Source organism: Cohnella caldifontis (assembly GCF_029360585.1).
Taxonomy (GTDB): domain Bacteria; phylum Bacillota; class Bacilli; order Paenibacillales; family Paenibacillaceae; genus Cohnella; species Cohnella caldifontis.
The window spans coordinates 264,467-280,790 of sequence record NZ_JAQZSJ010000001.1 but is presented as its reverse complement, the minus strand read 5'-3'; the positions used below and the strand labels follow the sequence as shown (position 1 = coordinate 280,790).

Sequence of the window (16,324 nt, the reverse complement as noted above, 5' to 3'; positions counted from 1 at the left end):
GATGGCGTTATTCGCCTCGTTCGCGATTGCGCCGGCCGCCATGGCAAAGGAGAACGTACCCGCCAAACCCGCCACGGACCTCGCCCCGAACGCCCGGTCCGCGATTTTGATGGATGCCGACAGCGGGACCGTCGTGTTCGAGAAAAACAGCCACACGGCGCTGCCGCCTGCCAGCATCACGAAAATCATGACGATGCTGCTCGTCATGGAGGCGATCGACCAAGGCCGCCTCAAAATGACGGACAAGGTGCGGACGAGCGAGTACGCCGCTTCGATGGGCGGCTCTCAAATATTCCTCGAGCCGGGGGAAGAAATGACGGTCGAGGAAATGCTCAAAGGCGTCGCTCTGGCGTCGGGCAACGACGCTTCCGTCGCGCTCGCGGAGAAGCTGGCGGGCAGCGAAACGGAATTCGTCCGCATGATGAACGACCGGGCCAAGGAGCTGGGCATGACCGAGACGACTTTCGTCAATTGCAACGGTCTTCCGGCCGCCGGGCATGTCTCTTCCGCGCACGACATCGCGATCATGTCGCGGGAGCTGTTGAAGTACGAGCAGATCACGAAATTCACCGGTCTTTACCAAGACTATCTCCGCAAAGACAGCGACAAGCCGTTCTGGCTCGTGAACACGAACAAGCTCGTCCGTTTCTACCACGGGGCCGACGGGCTCAAGACCGGCTTCACGAGCGAAGCGAAGTTCTGCTTGTCGGCGACCGCCCGCCGGGACAATCTCCGCCTGATCGCGGTCGTGATGGGCGAGCCGAATACGAAGACGCGCAACGCCGAGGTCTCGCATCTGTTCGATTACGCGTTCGCGCAATACACGAACGTGCAGATCTATAAGAAAGGCGATCCGATCGGCACGCTGAAGATCGAGAAAGGAAAAGTGGCCCAGCTGCCGCTGACGGCCAAGCGCTCCTACAGCGTGCTGCTCAAGAAAGGCGACGCGGGCAAAGGGCTCCGGCACGAGCTGGTGCTGAACCCCTCCGTGAAAGCTCCGGTCAAATCGGGCGAACCGATAGGAAAGCTGGTCGTATACCGCGGCGAACAGGTGCTCAAGGAGTTCCCGGTGGAAGCGCCGATGTCGGTCGACCGGGCCGGCTGGTGGACGCTGTTCAAACGGGCGACGGGTCAATTGTTTTTCGCGAAATGACGAAAGCGCAGGGCGGGAAGACGGAGAAGACGTCACCGCCCCTTTGGCGTATTTTGTCGGAGAAACGAACCTCGCTTCTAGTTTTGTCGGAGGGCAGGAATCGTTCCGAGACTCGTAGAAATGGGAGATTAAGCTTTTACTTGGGGAGGTAGGCCGGCATGAGTTTGCAAGTCGAACTGGAACAGCACCGCAACGTGCTGATCGTTCGCTTGAAAGGGGAATTGGACCATCACACCGCGGACGTCGTCCGTTTCAAAATGGAGGATGCGATCCTGAGAGGCCGTTGCGAGCACGTCGTGCTCAGCCTGAAAGAGCTTCAGTTCATGGACAGCTCCGGATTGGGCGTGATCCTGGGCCGTTACAAACTGGTCAAAAGCCGGGGCGGGAAAATGGTCGTTTGCGATGCCCAGCCAAGCGTGATGCGGCTGTTCGAGCTTTCGGGCTTATTCAAAATCCTGTCGCTGCACGAGTCCGAGCGCTCGGCGCTGGCCAGTCTGGAGGTCGTATCATGAGCGGAAACAATTTCATGAAACTGTCGTTTGCCGCACGTTCCGAGAATGAGGCGTTCGCTAGAGTCGCGGTCGCCGCGTTCGTCTCGCAGCTTGACCCTACTTTGGAGCAGATCGACGAGATCAAGACGGTCGTCTCGGAAGCCGTGACCAACGCGATCATCCACGGGTACGACGGGCGGCCCGACGGCGTCGTCACGCTGGAAGCGGCCATCGAAGGGGATACGTTCTCTCTATCCGTCAGCGACGAAGGCAGCGGAATCGAAGATTTGGAGCTGGCTCGCCAGCCCTTGTTCACTTCGCGGCCGGAGCTGGAGCGTTCCGGCATGGGGTTTACGATCATGGAGAATTTCATGGATGCTTTCGAGGCGGAGAGCGTGCCCGGAGGCGGCACCCGCCTGAAAATGAAGAAACGGATCGAATCCAAAAAAGCGTTGTTCAATTAAGCGCGCGGCAGGGGTTGGAGGCATGGAATGGGAATCGAAACGATCGTCGTCCCCGCCGGCATTTTTGGATGACACGGAGGTCAAGCGCCTCATCGCGCTCAGCCAGGCCGGCGACACGACGGCGCGCGATACGTTGGTGAACGGGAATATCCGGCTCGTATGGTCCGTCGTGCAGCGGTTCTCGAACCGCGGCTACGACAGCGACGATCTGTTCCAGATCGGCTGCATCGGGCTGCTCAAGTCGGTCGATAAATTCGATCTGTCGTATGACGTGAAGTTTTCCACTTACGCGGTGCCGATGATCATCGGAGAGATTCAGAGATTCCTGCGCGACGACGGCACGCTTAAGGTGAGCCGCTCGCTCAAGGAAATGGCGAACCGCGTCCGCAAGGTCAAGGACGAGCTTGCCAAACGGCTCGGCCGCGCCGCCACCGTCGGCGAAATCGCCGAGGAGCTCGGCGTCTCGCCCGAGGACATCGTGTTCGCCCAGGAGGCCAACAAGCCGCCGGCGTCGATCCACGAGACGGTGTTCGAGAACGACGGCGACCCGATCACGCTGATGGACCAGATCGCCGACGACTCGCAGGAGCGCTGGTTCGACAAGCTCGCGCTGACGGAGGCGATCCAATCGCTTTCCGAGCGGGAGCGGCTGATCGTGTTTCTGCGCTATTTCCGCGACCAGACGCAGTCCGAGGTGGCCAGCCGGCTCGGCATCTCGCAGGTGCAGGTCAGTCGGCTGGAGAAGAAGATCCTTCAGAGCATCAAGGATCAGATCGCGCAGTAGCGGGGCGGGGGACCTGGGGCCCAGACGAGAGCCGAGAGGGCTTCGCGACTCGCTCGACAAACGCACCAACAAACGCACCGACGAACGCACCAACGAACGCACCAACGAACGCACCAACGAACGCACCAACGAACGCACCAACGAACGCACCAACGAACGCACCAACGAACGCACCAACGAACGCACCAACGAACGCACCAACGAACGCACCAACGAACGCACCAACGAACGCACCAACGAACGCACCAACGAACGCACCAACGAACGCACCAACGAACGCACCAACGAACGCACCAACGAACGCACCAACGAACGCACCAACGAACGCACCAACGAACGCACCAACGAACGCACCAACGAACGCACCAACGAACGCACCAACGAACGCACCAACGAACGCACCAACGAACGCACCAACGAACGCACCAACGAACGCACCAACGAACGCACCAACGAACGCACCAACGAACGCACCAACGAACGCACCAACGAACGCACCAACGAACGCACCAACGAACGCACCAACGAACGCACCAACGAACGCACCAACGAACGCACCAACGAACGCACCAACGAACGCACCAACGAACGCACCAACGAACGCACCAACGAACGCACCAACGAACGCACCAACGAACGCACCAACGAACGCACCAACGAACGCACCAACGAACGCACCAACGAACGCACCAACGAACGCACCAACGAACGCACCAACGAACGCACCAACGAACGCACCAACGAACGCACCAACGAACGCACCAACGAACGCACCAACGAACGCACCAACGAACGCACCAACGAACGCACCAACGAACGCACCAACGAACGCACCAACGAACGCACCAACGAACGCACCAACGAACGCACCAACGAAGATACCAACGAACGCACCAACAGACACATCAACGAACGCACCAACAGACGTACAAACAGACGCACCGACAGACGCACCAATAGACGCACCAACGAACGCACCAACAGACGCACCAACAGACGCACCAACAGACGCACCAACGAACGTACCAACGAACGCATCAATAGACGTACCGATAGACAAACTTGTCCCCATCTGCTAACGTTAAGTTACATATCATTCGCGCGTGAAGCACACGCCGTTTGTTCCAGGTCTCCTGGGGCAGGCGGCGTTTTCGCGTTTAAGGGGGAAATGGCTTGGAAACATTTGAGCAGGCTTTCACTCGATTGCTGGATCGGCAAAAACGGGAAGCAACGGGAATGCGGCGCGAGATGCTGGAGAAGGACATGACGGGAACGAAGAAACTTTGCGAGATACTTTGGCAGGCTTTCGGAACAATAGATGAGTTTGTTTTGGAGCAAGAGTGGGTGAGCGAAATGGGCGTCAAGATTTATGCGGATGTATATCACCCCGTTTTGCGTATCATTTTTGAAGCGTTAGGCTACGTCGTTCATGCCGAAAAAATTACTCGGCAACGACACTCTTTCGAGCAGATGAGAATCCGAAGCTTTATGAAGCTAGGACTCAAGTTCATGCCGTTCAGCTGGGATGAATTGGATCAAAAGCCGGAGCTTTGTGTTCGCTCGATTTATGAGTTTCTGGGCAGATATGGCAATCCCACCAGCAACGGGTGGATGGATTTGCCGGTAAATGAGCGAGAAATCATTCGTTGCGCCGCAGCGCATGTCCGCCCATTTTCCTTATCAGATGTGTGCGGTTGGCTGCACATGACGCCACCCCCGGCACGGAGAACTTTGAGGAGTCTTGTAGGGAAAGAATGGATTGAGCCGGTCGGCGGTGGTCCCCAGAGAGCCTATCAATTCCGAGTTACGGAAACAGCGATCAAATTGCTTTGACAATCGTTTCCAAACGGCGAGCTCAGCGGGGGAGAGGAGGATGGATGAGAAAGAAAGTTTCTTAACGGCACGCAGCAAAGGGAGTAAGAGGAGGCGTTGAGAAAGAAAGTTTCTTAACGGCACGCAGCAAAGGGGGTAAAAGGAGGCGTTGAGAAAGAAAGTTTCTTAACGGCACGCAGCAAAGGGGGTAAAAGGAGGCGTTGAGAAAGAAAGTTTCTTAACGGCACGCAGCAAAGGGGGTAAAAGGAGGCGTTGAGAAAGAAAGTTTCTTAACGGCACGCAGCAAAGGGAGTAAGAGGAGGCGTTGAGAAAGCAAGTTTCTTAACGGTACGCAGCAAAGGGGGTAAGAGGAGGCGTTGAGAAAGAAAGTTTCTTAACGGCACGAAGCAAAGGGGGTAAGAGGAGGAGTTGAGAAAGAAAGTTTCTTAACGGCACGCAGCAAAGGGGGGTAGAAGAGGCGTTGAGAAAGAAAGTTTCTTAACGGCACGCAGCAAAGGGGGGAAGAGGAGGCGTTGAGAAAGAAAGTTTCTTAACGGCACGCAGCACAGGGGGGAAGAGGAGGCGTTGAGAAAGAAAGTTTCTTAACGGTACGCAGCAAAGGGGGTAAGAGGAGGCGGTGAGAAAGAAAGTTTCTTAACGGCACGCAGCACAGGGGGGAAGAGGAGGCGTTGAGAAAGAAAGTTTCTTAACGGCACGCAGCAAAGGGGGTTAGACACCGCTCGGAGATATGGCCTGTTTATCCCGAGGGCGGATGTTCCATACTAACCGGAAAGTCCATCCGGGGGAGGGTGCGCATGGAGAAACCGTCCGTCGTCTACGTCCGGCTGCGCCGCCGCGTCGTGGTGCCGCCGGGGGCCGTCATCACGCTGGGCCAAGTGGCGAGGCTGGTCACGGAGCGCGACCGGGAGCGCCGGCTGAGGGAATTGCCGTTGCACAGCGTCCGCCCGGAGGACGGCAGCATGGTGGTGATCGACATGCTGCAGATCGTCAAAGCGGTGCACGAAACGCTGCCCGGGCTCACGGTCGAAACGTTCGGCGAACCGCACGTCCTCGTCGAGATCGCGCCCGCGTCATCGCGCCAGCCGCGTCTCATCCTGCTCGTGCTGGCGTGGCTGCTGCTCTTTTTCGGGTCTGGCATGGCGCTCATGAACTTCCACGCCGACGTGAATATGCCGCACGTCCAATCCCGGATCACCGAGCTCATCACCGGCCGATCGGAGCGGCACCCGTGGCTGTTCCAAATCCCGTATTCGCTGGGCGTAGGACTCGGGATGCTGCTCTTTTTCAACCGGTTGTTCCGGAAACGGAGAAGCGATGACCCGAACCCCCTCGAGGTCGAGATGTTTACTTACCAGGAGAACGTCAACCACTACATCATCACGGAGGAGTACCGGAAAAAGCACGAAGAGGAGGAAGCGAGGGATCGAGGTGGCTGACGGTCTATCCCATCTCCTGCTGGCGGTCGTCGGGCTGGCGGGCGGGTTTTCCGTCGGCAGCGCCTTCGTCGCTTTGCTCATCGTGCTCGACCTCATTCCGAGGCTCGTCCAACTGACGCGCGCCCATCGGCGCTCCGGGATTTTCGAGTCCGCGATCGTATTCGGGGCGATCTTCTGGATGTGCGCGGATTTGTACGACTGGGAGCTGGGGTGGCCCGCCGGGTTCCTGCTGTTGCCCGCCGTATTCCAAGGGGTGTTCGTCGGCATGTTCGCCGCGGCTTTGACTGAGGTACTTAACGTGATACCGATCGTGTCCGAAAGGCTGGGATTGAAGCCGTATCTGTTCTCGCTGCTGCTGGCGATGGTGTTGGGGAAAGTGGCCGGATCGCTGGTGGATTGGCTGTGGTTCCGATTATGACAGGAGGGATTGAGAATGGAGACGGAAACGAGCTTGCACGGCAACATGGAGCTGCCGGTCGGAATGGATTGGCCGAAGGATCGGACGGATGATGGGGAAAGGCGGCGTGATGAGGGTCCTGGGCGCGAAAGACAGACCCACCGGTCCGGAAGCGATGACAAGCCCGACGAGGACCGAATTCCCGTCACGTTGAGCGGCCTCAAAAAGAAGCTGCAGGACGAGATCGGACTGGACAGAAGCTTCGAGGTCAAACTCCGCGAAATGCCTTTCGGGGAACGCCGCCTCGCATTCCTGTTTTTGACCGTATTCATGCATGAACGAACGATGGCGGACGTGATGACGCGGCTGTCCTATCTGGAACCGGATGAGTTCACCCACGAAGCGGTGGAATCCTGTCTCAGCCGGTACGTTCCCGCAACGCAGGTACAAAAGTCGGACTCGTTCTCGCAAATGGTCGATCAGGTGATGATGGGCAATACGGCGTTCTACATCGAAGGCCAGCCCCGCGTACTGCTGATCGACGCGAAGCAATATCCGGCCCGCAGCCCGGAGCAGCCGGTGCTGGAGAAAGTCGTCCGCGGCAGCAACGACGGATTTACCGAGACGCTGATCATGAACGTGGGGCTCGTCCGGCGGCGGCTGAGGGATCACAAAACCGTTTTCGAAATGATGAAAGTCGGCATGCGGAGCCAAACCGACGTTTGCATCGGCTACATCCGGGACATCGCGGATCCCCGTCTGGTGGAGTCCGTCCGCGATAAAATCAAAAAAATCAAAATCGACGGCATTCCGCTGGCCGACAAGCAGCTCGAGGAAATGGCCTTGGACAAAGGCTGGAGCCCATTCCCGATGGTACGGTACACGGAGCGGCCCGACGTCGTGGCGGCCCAAATGCTGGACGGGTCGGTCGTCATCATGACGGATACGTCGCCCAGCGCCATCCTCCTGCCCACCACCCTGTTCGATTTGGTTCAGCACGCGGAGGAGAACCGGCAAAACCCGTTTATGGGCACTTACATGAGGTGGGTTCGTTTCATCGGCATTTTCATGTCGATCTTCATGCTGCCGATCTGGTATTTGTACGCCGCGAATCCGTATATCCGACCGGATTGGCTGTGGTTCGTAGGCGTCAGCCAGGCCGCCGAGCTGCCTCTCGTCCTGCAATTCGTCATCGCCGAACTCGGCATCGACCTCATCCGGTTGGCCGCCATCCATACGCCTGCGCCCCTGGTGACCGCCATGACGCTGCTCTCCGCGATCATGATCGGGGACATCGCGGTGAAAACGGGGCTGTTCGTGAACGAAGTCATCCTGTACACGGCGGTGTCCGCCATCGGAATGTTCGTCACGCCAAGCTATGAACTCGGGCTCGCCAACCGCGTCATCCGGCTGGCGCTGCTGCTGGTCGTCTTCCTGTTCAAGACGCCGGGGTTCGTGATCGGGACGGCGGCCACGTTCATCTTTCTCGCTTGCGCAAGGTCATTCAACCGGCCCTACCTCTGGCCGTTGATCCCGTTTAACGGAACGGCGCTCATGTCCATCCTGATCCGGCGCCCGCTGTGGGCCAACAAGACGCGTCCTTCGCTCAACCGCCCGAAAAAAACCAGGAAACAGCCGGCATGAACACCATTGGACAAATGCAAATTTCCCGGTAAATTCTCCATTTTGCCATGCCCGCCTTTTCCGCTATACTAGGATAAAATGCGACAGCCACGGATCGCTCGCTCATGGGGGACGAGAATCCGAATCCATGGATAAGGGGAAAAGACGATGTTTTTGCATGGAACCAGCCGAATCAACGATCGGGGACATTTGGAAATCGGGGGCTGCGACGTCACCGATTTGGCGGCCGAATTCGGCACGCCGCTCTACATCATGGATGAGACGCTCATCCGTCAGCGCGCCCGGGAATTCATGGACGCGTTCCGCAAAACCGGACTTCGCTTTCAGGTCGCGTACGCGTCCAAAGCGTTCTGCGTCATGGCGATGTGCCGGCTCGCCGAAGAAGAGGGCATGAGCCTGGACGTCGTGTCCGACGGGGAGCTTCATACCGCGCTGCAAGCCGGATTCCCGGCCGACCGGATCCACTTCCACGGCAACAACAAAACGCCGGAGGAAATTCAGTTGGCGCTCGACGCGAACATCGGCTGCTTCGTCGTCGACAATTTCGTCGAAATGCAGCTGCTGAACGCGCTCGCGGGGGAGAAGGGCAAGCAGGTTAAAGTGCTGCTCCGCATCACCCCGGGCGTCGAAGCCCACACGCACGACTATATCTCCACCGGCCAGCAAGACTCCAAATTCGGCTTCGACCTCGGCAACGGCACCGCGTTCCGCGCGGTCGAGCAGGCGATGGCGCAGCCGAACCTGAAGCTGCTGGGCGTCCATTCGCACATCGGCTCGCAAATTTTCGAAGTCGAAGGCTTCCGCATGGCGGTCGAAAAGGTGGCCGCGTTCGCGATCGAGGCGCGGAACAAGCTGGGCGTGACGTTCTCGGTCATCAACCTGGGCGGCGGCTTCGGCATCCGCTACGTGGAAGGCGACAAGCCGCTGCCGGTCGGGCAATACGTTCAGGCGATTGCAGGCGCGATCCTTTCCAGCTGCAAGGCCGCCGATTACCCGCTGCCGGAAATCTGGATCGAGCCGGGCCGCAGCATCGTCGGCGACGCCGGCACGACGCTGTACACGATCGGGACAAGCAAGGACATTCCGGGCGTCCGCAAGTATATCGCCGTCAACGGCGGCATGACGGACAACCCGCGTCCGGCGCTGTACGAATCCAAATACGAAGCGATTCTCGCGAACCGGGCGAACGAGGAGCCGACCGAGCTCGTTTCGGTAGCCGGCAAAGCCTGCGAGAGCGGCGACATGCTCATTTGGGACCTGAAGCTTCCCGCCGCGCAAAGCGGCGACCTGCTGGCCGTGTTCTGCACGGGCGCGTACAACTACGCCATGGCCAGCAATTACAACCGGATCCGCCGGCCGGCCGTCGTGTTCGTGAAGGACGGCAAAGCCGATCTCGTCGTGGCGCGCGAATCCCATGAAGATATCGTACGCAACGATCTGATTCCGGAGCGTTTGCGCAAGCAGGCCGTTTCGCGGTAAAATGCAAACAGCAGACGAGCGGGCGTTATGCGCCCGCTTTCGTCACGTAAAGGAGAGTCGATTCCATGAGCAAACAAGCCGTGATCACGTTGGAGAACGGTCAGGAAATCAAATTGGAGCTGTTCGACCAGGATGCGCCGAATACGGTGGCCAACTTCGAGAAACTCGCCAACTCGGGTTTCTATGACGGCCTCACGTTCCACCGCGTCATCCCGGGATTCGTCGCCCAAGGCGGCTGCCCGAACGGCAATGGCACGGGCGGTCCGGGCTACGAGATCGATTGCGAAATCAACCCCAACAAGCACGAGCGCGGATCGTTGGCGATGGCGCACCGCGGCCCGAACACGGGCGGCAGCCAGTTCTACATCTGCTATGCCCCGCAGCCGCATCTGGACGGCGTGCACACCGTGTTCGGCAAAGTCGTGTCGGGCATGGAGCACGTAGACGAGTTCCGCGGCCGCGACAAAATGGCGCAGATCCGGGTCAGCTGAATGGAAAAATCGCCCGTCCCAGGCGGATTGCCGGGATCGGGCGATTTTTTTCGCTCGGAAGAACCGTCCGCCTCCGTTTAATCTTCCGGAGTGCGGTCCAGATAAAGCCGGGTAACCTCCGTCACGTCGCCGCGGCTGCGCTCCGCGGGCGTCGGCTCCTCCTCGAGCGATCGATGGGTATCCATGCCCGGCGCCAAAGTCGGTTCGTTCCGTCGATTGCCTTTTCTCTTCACGACTCTTTGTCCTCCTTCGCCGCGGCCGGAATGCCGCAAGAACCGGCGTAGCCGTCGTGCTCCGCCATCTCCCGAATTTCTTCCGGCGTAAGGTCTTGATCCGGCATGGCCGCGACAAGCTTGACTGAAGTCGCGGAGGGAGGGACCTGTTTTCGAGGCTGGCTGTCGGTCATTCGATAACACCTCCATGATCGGTCTTCCATCGCTCCTATTGTGCGCTTCCGTACGGATCCGTACCCGCCGGGCAGCCGGATTGCAGGGGGAGAAACCGTCAACCCTTCGTCATGCCGCTTGCATTTTCGCCGAGGCAGTGGTAAGATTTCCTTCAAAATTACCGTTTACGATACGGTATTTTTGATGAAGATCGCTTGCCTTCGGGGCGGGGTGCAATTCCCCACCGGCGGTGATCGGCGACGGGCCCCGCGATGACGACATCCGAGCCCATGCCGTCAGTCCGTGACCCGGCATCCGGCAATCGCGCTTTACGGCGCAGGGATGACGGTGGACCCGGTGCAACTCCGGGACCGACAGTAACAGTCTGGATGGGAGAAGGAAGCGCAGCGCGGACAACCGCGCACGGTGCATGACCAATGGGAGGTTCCCGGTCTGCTGGACATAAACGGCGGCTTTATTTGTTCTTTTTTTTCACAATTCTCGCCGCGGCAGATCGGCCCGACTTTCAAGAGACCGTCCAGGACGTTTCGAAACGACGCGGCGGATGCTCTGATTTGGCGTGCGCGCCGTGCGGTTCACGGTTCGATTCCATGATGGCTGCGACTTTCGCCCCCTGACAGCGACAGGGGGCTTTTTGCATGTTCCGGTGCGGTCACGCCGGGGATAGGGGAGGAACGAGATTGGAGCTGCTGAACGATGAATTCTACATGCGGCTGGCGCTGGAATTGGCGGAAGGGGCTGCCGGCCAGACCGGAATCAATCCCGCCGTCGGCTGCGTCGTCGTCAAGCGTGGAAGGATCGTCGGCTTGGGCGCCCACCTTCGCCGGGGGGAAGCGCACGCCGAGGTGCATGCGCTGAACATGGCCGGTTCGGAAGCGGCGGGATCCACGGTATACGTCACCCTCGAGCCCTGCAGCCACCATGGCCGCACGCCGCCCTGCAGCGACCGTTTAATCGCGGAGAACGTGAAACGCGTCGTCGTCGCGATGTCGGATCCGAATCCGCTCGTCGCGGGCACCGGTCTGAAAAAGCTGCGGGAGCACGGCATCGAGACAACGGTCGGAGTGTTGGAAGAACGCGCGAAAGCCGTCAACGAGCCTTTCCTGAAGTACATCACCGCCGGCCTCCCGTTCGTTACGCTCAAGACGGCGCTGACGCTGGATGGGCGGATCGCGACGCATACCGGCCACAGCCGCTGGGTGACCGGGCCGGAAGCGAGGGAGGCGGTGCACACGTTGCGCCATCGCCATCAGGCGATCATGGTCGGCAAGGAAACGGCGCTGCAGGACGATCCCGAACTGACGACCCGTCTTTCCGTGCCCGGTTTGAATCCGGTCCGGATCGTGGTCGATTCCTTCCTGCAGCTTCCGGAGGAGCTCCGCATCTTTAACGGCGAAGCGCCGACGTGGATTTTGGCGTCCGAGCAGGCCAGCGCCGAGGCCGAAGAACGGCTGCGCAAAACGGGGGCGGAAATCATCCGCTGCGGCAAGCGGAAGCGCGTCGACCTGAAGGCCGCCATGAAGGAGCTGGGCAAGCGCGAGATCGGTTCCGTCCTGCTGGAAGGCGGCGGCGCGCTGAACGGCGCGATGCTGCAGGCCGGGTTGGTCGACAAGGTGATGCTGTTTTACGCGGGGAAGATCGTCGGGTCGCACGGTGCCGTTTCCGCCTTCGATTTTCTTGGACCTAAACGGATGTCGGACGCGATCCGGCTGTCCCGGATCTCGATCGAGCGCTATGGAGACGATTGGTGCGTCGCCGGTTATCCCGAACCGGCGGCAGCCGGCGGCGAGGAAAGGCGGGAATGAAAATGTTTACCGGATTGATCGAAGAAATCGGAACGCTCCGCTCCGTTCGCCGGCAAGGGGAAGCGATGGTGCTGACGATCGCGGCGGATCGGATCCTGGAAGACGCGAAGCTGGGAGACAGCATCGCCGTCAACGGCGTGTGCCTGACCGTGATCGAATACGATCGGAGCCTATTCAGCGTGGACGTCATGCCCGAAACGTACCGGCTCACGAATTTGAGCGAGCTCGCGCCCGGCAGCCCGGTGAATCTGGAGCGGGCGATGATGGCCGGCGGCCGGTTCGGCGGGCATCTCGTGCAGGGACACGTGGACGGCGTCGGCGTCATCCGATCGCGGACGCCGGAAGCGAACGCCGTCGTGTTCGCCGTCGAGCCCCGGGAGGAGCGGTTGCTGCGGACCGTGGTACCGCAAGGCTCGGTGACGCTGGACGGCATCAGCCTTACCGTCGTCGACGTGGACCGTGCCGCCGGGAAGTTCACCGTCTCGATCATTCCGCACACGCTCAAGGAAACCGCGCTGCAATTCAAACGCGCGGGAGACTCGGTGAACATCGAAAACGACATTTTAGGCAAATACGTGGATCACCTGCTCAGCCTGCGGGACCGGGAAACGGACCGCGGGAGCGGCGGATTGACGGAAGCCGTGCTTCGCGAAAACGGATTTATGATCTGATCCCAGAAGGGGGTAAACGGAAATGGAAACGAAAGCGCCTTTCGATCCCATTGAAGAAGCGATCTATGAGCTCATGAGGGGCAAAATCGTCGTGGTGGTCGACGACGAAGACCGGGAAAACGAAGGCGATCTCGTCGCCCTCGCGGAGAAAGCGACGCCGGACGTGATCAATTTCATGATCAAGGAAGCCCGCGGGCTCGTCTGCGTCCCGATTCTCCAGGAACGCGCGGCGGAACTGGACCTGCCGCCAATGGTCAACCACAACACGGATTACCACGGAACGGCGTTTACCGTGTCGGTCGACCACGTCTCGACGTCGACGGGAATCTCCGCGAAAGAACGGGCCGATTCGGTCCGGGCGCTGATCGATCCGAAGGCGAAGCCGTCCGACTTCCGGCGGCCGGGGCACATTTTCCCGCTCATCGCCAAGAAGGGCGGGGTGCTCCGCCGGGCGGGCCATACGGAAGCCGCCGTCGATCTGGCCCGGATGTGCGGCTCGACGCCGGCGGCGGTCATCTGCGAGGTCATCAAGGAAGACGGGGCGATGGCCCGGCTGCCGGACTTGGTGGAGTTCAAGGAGCGGCACGGGCTGAAGCTGATCTCGATCCGGGACCTGATCCGTTACCGCAACGAGAAGGAGAAGCTCGTCAAACGCGAAGCGGACGTCCGCATGCCGACCGATTTCGGCGTGTTCCGCGCGATCGCCTACACGAACGCGGTCGATTCCAAAGAGCACATCGCGTTCGTGAAAGGAACGATCGACGGCAACCGGCCGGTGCTCGTGCGCGTCCATTCGGAATGCCTGACCGGCGACGTGTTCCACTCGCACCGCTGCGATTGCGGCCCCCAGCTCGAAGCGGCGATGCGTCAAATCGAGGAAGCGGGCTCCGGGGTCCTGCTGTACATGCGGCAGGAAGGGCGCGGCATCGGCCTCCTGAATAAATTGCGGGCGTATCAGCTGCAAGAGCAGGGATTGGACACCGTCGAGGCGAACGTCAAACTGGGCTTCGCGCCGGACCTCCGGGAGTACGGCATCGGCGCGCAAATCCTGAAAGACCTCGGCGTGCGGAAAATGCGCCTCATGACGAACAACCCGCGCAAAATCAAAGGGTTGGACGGCTATGGACTGGAAGTCGTCGAACGGGTGCCGATCCAGCTGCCCGAGAACGAAGACAATACCCGGTACCTGCACACCAAGCGGGATAAACTCGGCCATTTACTGACGTTCAGCGAAGACGCCGAGAAGCTTCCGGAATTGGAATCGCTGGAACAAAACGAGCCCGTGGGCTCGAAACCAAAGAGAGGATGAAGGACATGAGCGTAATTTACGAAGGACATTTGGTCTCAAAAGGTTTAAAATATGGTATCGTAGTGGGGAGATTCAACGAATTCATTACCTCGAAGCTGCTGGGCGGCGCGCTGGACGCGCTGAAACGCCACGGAGCCGGGGAGGACGAAGTCGAAATCGCCTACGTGCCGGGCGCTTTCGAAATTCCGCTGATCGCGCAGAAAATGGCCGAAAGCGGCAAATACGACGCCGTCATTACGCTTGGCGCCGTGATCCGCGGCTCTACGCCGCACTTCGATTACGTGTGCAACGAAGCGGCCAAAGGCGTGGCGGCGATCGGGCTGAAAACGGGCATTCCCGTCATTTTCGGCATCCTGACGACCGACAGCATCGAGCAGGCCGTGGAGCGCGCGGGCACGAAGGCGGGCAACAAAGGTTGGGAGGCTGCGGCCTCCGCCATCGAAATGGCGAATTTGACGCGGGCGCTGAAGGGCTGACCGGTTCTGCCGGCGGTTTGCCCCGCGGAAGCTTGAGAGGGTGAGACGCCGGCGTGACGGTGTTGTACAAGCTGGAGCAGTTCGAAGGTCCGCTTGACCTGCTGCTCCATCTGATCGATAAAGCCGAAATCGATATCCAGGATATCTCGATTAGCGAGATCACCGACCAGTACTTGGAATATCTGGACGCCATGCAGGAGCTTGAACTGGATATCACCAGCGAGTTCCTCGTCATGGCCGCCACGCTGCTAGCCATGAAAAGCCGTTTGCTGCTGCCGAAACCGCCGGTGACGGAGGAGCCTTGGCTGACCGCGGACGAGGACGAGGGACTGGATCCCCGCGAGGAATTGATCCGCAAGCTGATCGAATACCGGAAATACAAGTCCGCCGCAACCCAGCTCCGGGACAAAGAATGGGAGCGGAGCCAGGTGTTTACCCGGGAAGCCGCGGACCTGTCGGAATTCGCGCAGGTCAAGCTGGAAAATCCCGTTGAGGGGCTTCACGTGGACGATTTGATCCGCGCGTTCCGGAAGGCGATGCGGCGGATGGCGGGCCGCAACCGCGTGACGGCGATCCGGCGGGACGAAATCTCGGTGAAGGACCGCATCAACGATATTCTCCTCACGCTGAAAACCCGGCCGGAGGGTCGGATCCTGTTCTCCCAAATGATCGGCGACGGGCTCGACCGGCAGGAAATCGTGGTGACGTTCCTGGCGCTCCTTGAACTGATGAGGAAGGGTTGGGTAACGTGCCACCAGGACCGCCTGTTCGACGAAATCGTGGTGACGTGGACCGGGAAGGAGGGTGACGATGGACTATTCGACGTTGAAGTCGGTACTTGAGGGGCTGCTGTTCGTTTCGGGAGAAGAGGGGCTCAGCGTCAAGGCGATCGCGGAAGTCGTGGAGATGGATCCCGAAGTCGTGCTCGCCGTGCTGAGCGACCTGAAACAGGATTTCGTCCGGGACGGGCGCGGGCTGCGGATCGCCGAGACGGCCGGAGGCTACCGGCTGACGACCGCGCCTGAACACGCGCCGTACTTCGAGAAGCTGGCGTACTCGCCCGCGCGCGCGGCGCTGTCCCAAGCGGCGATCGAGACGCTGTCCATCATCGCCTACCGGCAGCCGATCACCCGCATCGAGATCGAGGAAATCCGCGGGGTGAAAGCCGATCGGGCTCTCCACACCCTGGTCGCCAAAGATCTGATCGAGGAAGTCGGCCGGGCGGACGCCCTCGGCCGTCCGATCCTGTACGGAACGACGAAGGCGTTCCTCGATTATTTCGGTCTATCCAGCCTGGATCAGCTGCCGGATCCGGTCGCGTCCGAAGACGACGAAGACCTGGAAGAACGGACGAAAATGCTGTTCGAGCGGATCGAAGGACGGCAGCTGTCCCTGGAAGACATGCAGAGGGAATTGGAAGACGTTTGAAGAACGGTCAATCGAATGAAGCCGCACCAAAAGGCCATACTATTCCCAGGGAAAGG

General features: G+C 59.8%; 19 protein-coding genes and 1 riboswitch. Of the genes, 16 read left to right on the top strand and 3 right to left on the bottom strand.

Annotation, left to right across the window (positions count from 1 at the left end; genetic code table 11):
- Position 1: 1 nt before the first annotated feature.
- The 4 genes from PTZ19_RS01405 (at position 2) to sigF (ending at position 2,892) form a co-directional block, all read left to right on the top strand.
- A complete protein-coding gene (locus PTZ19_RS01405; protein WP_422614961.1) occupies positions 2-1,153 on the top strand; it encodes a D-alanyl-D-alanine carboxypeptidase family protein in 1,152 nt (383 codons plus the stop codon).
- Between the two features lie 158 nt (positions 1,154-1,311).
- A complete protein-coding gene (gene spoIIAA, locus PTZ19_RS01400) occupies positions 1,312-1,665 on the top strand; it encodes an anti-sigma F factor antagonist (RefSeq protein WP_276351798.1) in 354 nt (117 codons plus the stop codon).
- Complete coding sequence (spoIIAB, locus tag PTZ19_RS01395; RefSeq protein WP_276351796.1) at positions 1,662-2,108, top strand: anti-sigma F factor; 447 nt, start codon at positions 1,662-1,664, stop codon at positions 2,106-2,108. The genes spoIIAA and spoIIAB overlap by 4 nt, the downstream gene beginning before the upstream one ends.
- Positions 2,109-2,130: 22 nt before the next feature.
- Positions 2,131-2,892: an RNA polymerase sporulation sigma factor SigF gene (gene sigF / locus PTZ19_RS01390; protein WP_276351793.1), complete on the top strand. Its 762-nt coding sequence runs from the start codon at positions 2,131-2,133 to the stop codon at positions 2,890-2,892.
- On the opposite strand, the gene PTZ19_RS01385 is transcribed toward sigF, so the two are convergent.
- Positions 2,870-3,952 carry an MFS transporter gene (locus PTZ19_RS01385; protein WP_276351791.1) on the bottom strand — a complete coding sequence of 361 codons (1,083 nt, stop codon included), beginning with the start codon at positions 3,950-3,952 and terminating at the stop codon, positions 2,870-2,872. The genes sigF and PTZ19_RS01385 overlap by 23 nt on opposite strands.
- A 113-nt stretch (positions 3,953-4,065) precedes the next feature.
- Between PTZ19_RS01385 and PTZ19_RS01380 the strand changes: the two genes are divergently transcribed.
- From PTZ19_RS01380 to PTZ19_RS01355, 6 genes are all read left to right on the top strand, one after another.
- Positions 4,066-4,725 carry a hypothetical protein gene (locus tag PTZ19_RS01380; protein WP_276351790.1) on the top strand — a complete coding sequence of 220 codons (660 nt, stop codon included), beginning with the start codon at positions 4,066-4,068 and terminating at the stop codon, positions 4,723-4,725.
- 794 nt (positions 4,726-5,519) lie between these two features.
- Complete coding sequence (locus PTZ19_RS01375; RefSeq protein WP_276351789.1) at positions 5,520-6,161, top strand: stage V sporulation protein AA; 642 nt, start codon at positions 5,520-5,522, stop codon at positions 6,159-6,161.
- Positions 6,154-6,579, top strand: coding sequence for a stage V sporulation protein AB (locus PTZ19_RS01370; protein ID WP_276351787.1), 426 nt, complete (start codon positions 6,154-6,156; stop codon positions 6,577-6,579). The genes PTZ19_RS01375 and PTZ19_RS01370 overlap by 8 nt, the downstream gene beginning before the upstream one ends.
- Before the next feature lie 15 nt (positions 6,580-6,594).
- The gene (locus PTZ19_RS01365) at positions 6,595-8,202 is read left to right on the top strand and encodes a spore germination protein (protein ID WP_276351785.1); all 1,608 of its coding nucleotides are present in this window, start codon (positions 6,595-6,597) and stop codon (positions 8,200-8,202) included.
- Positions 8,203-8,349: 147 nt separating this feature from the next.
- Positions 8,350-9,681 carry a diaminopimelate decarboxylase gene (gene lysA / locus PTZ19_RS01360; protein ID WP_276351783.1) on the top strand — a complete coding sequence of 444 codons (1,332 nt, stop codon included), beginning with the start codon at positions 8,350-8,352 and terminating at the stop codon, positions 9,679-9,681.
- Positions 9,682-9,746: 65 nt separating this feature from the next.
- Entirely contained in the window at positions 9,747-10,172 is a 426-nt protein-coding gene (locus PTZ19_RS01355) for a peptidylprolyl isomerase (RefSeq protein WP_276351781.1), read from the top strand.
- Positions 10,173-10,249: 77 nt separating this feature from the next.
- Here PTZ19_RS01355 and PTZ19_RS01350 read toward each other — a convergent pair whose 3' ends face one another.
- Together PTZ19_RS01350 and PTZ19_RS01345 are read right to left on the bottom strand one after the other, a co-directional pair.
- Positions 10,250-10,405 (bottom strand): hypothetical protein, encoded by a 156-nt coding sequence (locus PTZ19_RS01350; RefSeq protein ID WP_276351779.1) that lies wholly within the window; start codon positions 10,403-10,405, stop codon positions 10,250-10,252.
- Positions 10,402-10,578 (bottom strand): hypothetical protein, encoded by a 177-nt coding sequence (locus PTZ19_RS01345; RefSeq protein ID WP_276351777.1) that lies wholly within the window; start codon positions 10,576-10,578, stop codon positions 10,402-10,404. Before PTZ19_RS01345 ends, PTZ19_RS01350 begins: the two co-directional genes overlap by 4 nt.
- Before the next feature lie 193 nt (positions 10,579-10,771).
- Positions 10,772-10,963: riboswitch (FMN riboswitch) on the top strand.
- Between the two features lie 296 nt (positions 10,964-11,259).
- Between PTZ19_RS01345 and ribD the strand changes: the two genes are divergently transcribed.
- Genes ribD through scpB form a run of 6 tightly spaced genes read left to right on the top strand, consistent with a single transcriptional unit; the run spans position 11,260 to position 16,268 of the window.
- On the top strand, positions 11,260-12,384 hold the full coding sequence (gene ribD / locus PTZ19_RS01340; protein WP_276351774.1) for a bifunctional diaminohydroxyphosphoribosylaminopyrimidine deaminase/5-amino-6-(5-phosphoribosylamino)uracil reductase RibD: 1,125 nt from the start codon (positions 11,260-11,262) through the stop codon (positions 12,382-12,384).
- A gap of 2 nt (positions 12,385-12,386) precedes the next feature.
- Entirely contained in the window at positions 12,387-13,055 is a 669-nt protein-coding gene (gene ribE, locus PTZ19_RS01335) for a riboflavin synthase (protein ID WP_276352282.1), read from the top strand.
- A gap of 22 nt (positions 13,056-13,077) precedes the next feature.
- Complete coding sequence (locus tag PTZ19_RS01330; protein ID WP_276351772.1) at positions 13,078-14,364, top strand: bifunctional 3,4-dihydroxy-2-butanone-4-phosphate synthase/GTP cyclohydrolase II; 1,287 nt, start codon at positions 13,078-13,080, stop codon at positions 14,362-14,364.
- A 5-nt stretch (positions 14,365-14,369) separates the two neighbouring features.
- A complete protein-coding gene (gene ribH, locus PTZ19_RS01325; RefSeq protein ID WP_276351770.1) occupies positions 14,370-14,840 on the top strand; it encodes a 6,7-dimethyl-8-ribityllumazine synthase in 471 nt (156 codons plus the stop codon).
- Between the two features lie 53 nt (positions 14,841-14,893).
- The gene (locus tag PTZ19_RS01320) at positions 14,894-15,682 is read left to right on the top strand and encodes a segregation and condensation protein A (protein WP_276351768.1); all 789 of its coding nucleotides are present in this window, start codon (positions 14,894-14,896) and stop codon (positions 15,680-15,682) included.
- Positions 15,651-16,268, top strand: a complete 618-nt coding sequence (gene scpB, locus PTZ19_RS01315; protein WP_276351765.1) for an SMC-Scp complex subunit ScpB — start codon at positions 15,651-15,653, stop codon at positions 16,266-16,268. The genes PTZ19_RS01320 and scpB overlap by 32 nt, the downstream gene beginning before the upstream one ends.
- Positions 16,269-16,324 lie beyond the last annotated feature (56 nt).

What these genes read in the sequence shown, in the direction of transcription:
- PTZ19_RS01405 (WP_422614961.1), top strand. Translation starts at nt 2, where the DNA reads ATGGCGTTATTCGCCTCGTTCGCGATTGCGCCGGCCGCCATGGCAAAG.
- spoIIAA (WP_276351798.1), top strand. Translation starts at nt 1,312, where the DNA reads ATGAGTTTGCAAGTCGAACTGGAACAGCACCGCAACGTGCTGATCGTT.
- spoIIAB (WP_276351796.1), top strand. Translation starts at nt 1,662, where the DNA reads ATGAGCGGAAACAATTTCATGAAACTGTCGTTTGCCGCACGTTCCGAG.
- sigF (WP_276351793.1), top strand. Translation starts at nt 2,131, where the DNA reads ATGGAATGGGAATCGAAACGATCGTCGTCCCCGCCGGCATTTTTGGAT.
- PTZ19_RS01375 (WP_276351789.1), top strand. Translation starts at nt 5,520, where the DNA reads ATGGAGAAACCGTCCGTCGTCTACGTCCGGCTGCGCCGCCGCGTCGTG.
- PTZ19_RS01365 (WP_276351785.1), top strand. Translation starts at nt 6,595, where the DNA reads ATGGAGACGGAAACGAGCTTGCACGGCAACATGGAGCTGCCGGTCGGA.
- lysA (WP_276351783.1), top strand. Translation starts at nt 8,350, where the DNA reads ATGTTTTTGCATGGAACCAGCCGAATCAACGATCGGGGACATTTGGAA.
- PTZ19_RS01355 (WP_276351781.1), top strand. Translation starts at nt 9,747, where the DNA reads ATGAGCAAACAAGCCGTGATCACGTTGGAGAACGGTCAGGAAATCAAA.
- PTZ19_RS01345 (WP_276351777.1), bottom strand. Translation starts at nt 10,578, where the DNA reads ATGACCGACAGCCAGCCTCGAAAACAGGTCCCTCCCTCCGCGACTTCA.
- ribE (WP_276352282.1), top strand. Translation starts at nt 12,387, where the DNA reads ATGTTTACCGGATTGATCGAAGAAATCGGAACGCTCCGCTCCGTTCGC.
- PTZ19_RS01330 (WP_276351772.1), top strand. Translation starts at nt 13,078, where the DNA reads ATGGAAACGAAAGCGCCTTTCGATCCCATTGAAGAAGCGATCTATGAG.
- ribH (WP_276351770.1), top strand. Translation starts at nt 14,370, where the DNA reads ATGAGCGTAATTTACGAAGGACATTTGGTCTCAAAAGGTTTAAAATAT.
- scpB (WP_276351765.1), top strand. Translation starts at nt 15,651, where the DNA reads ATGGACTATTCGACGTTGAAGTCGGTACTTGAGGGGCTGCTGTTCGTT.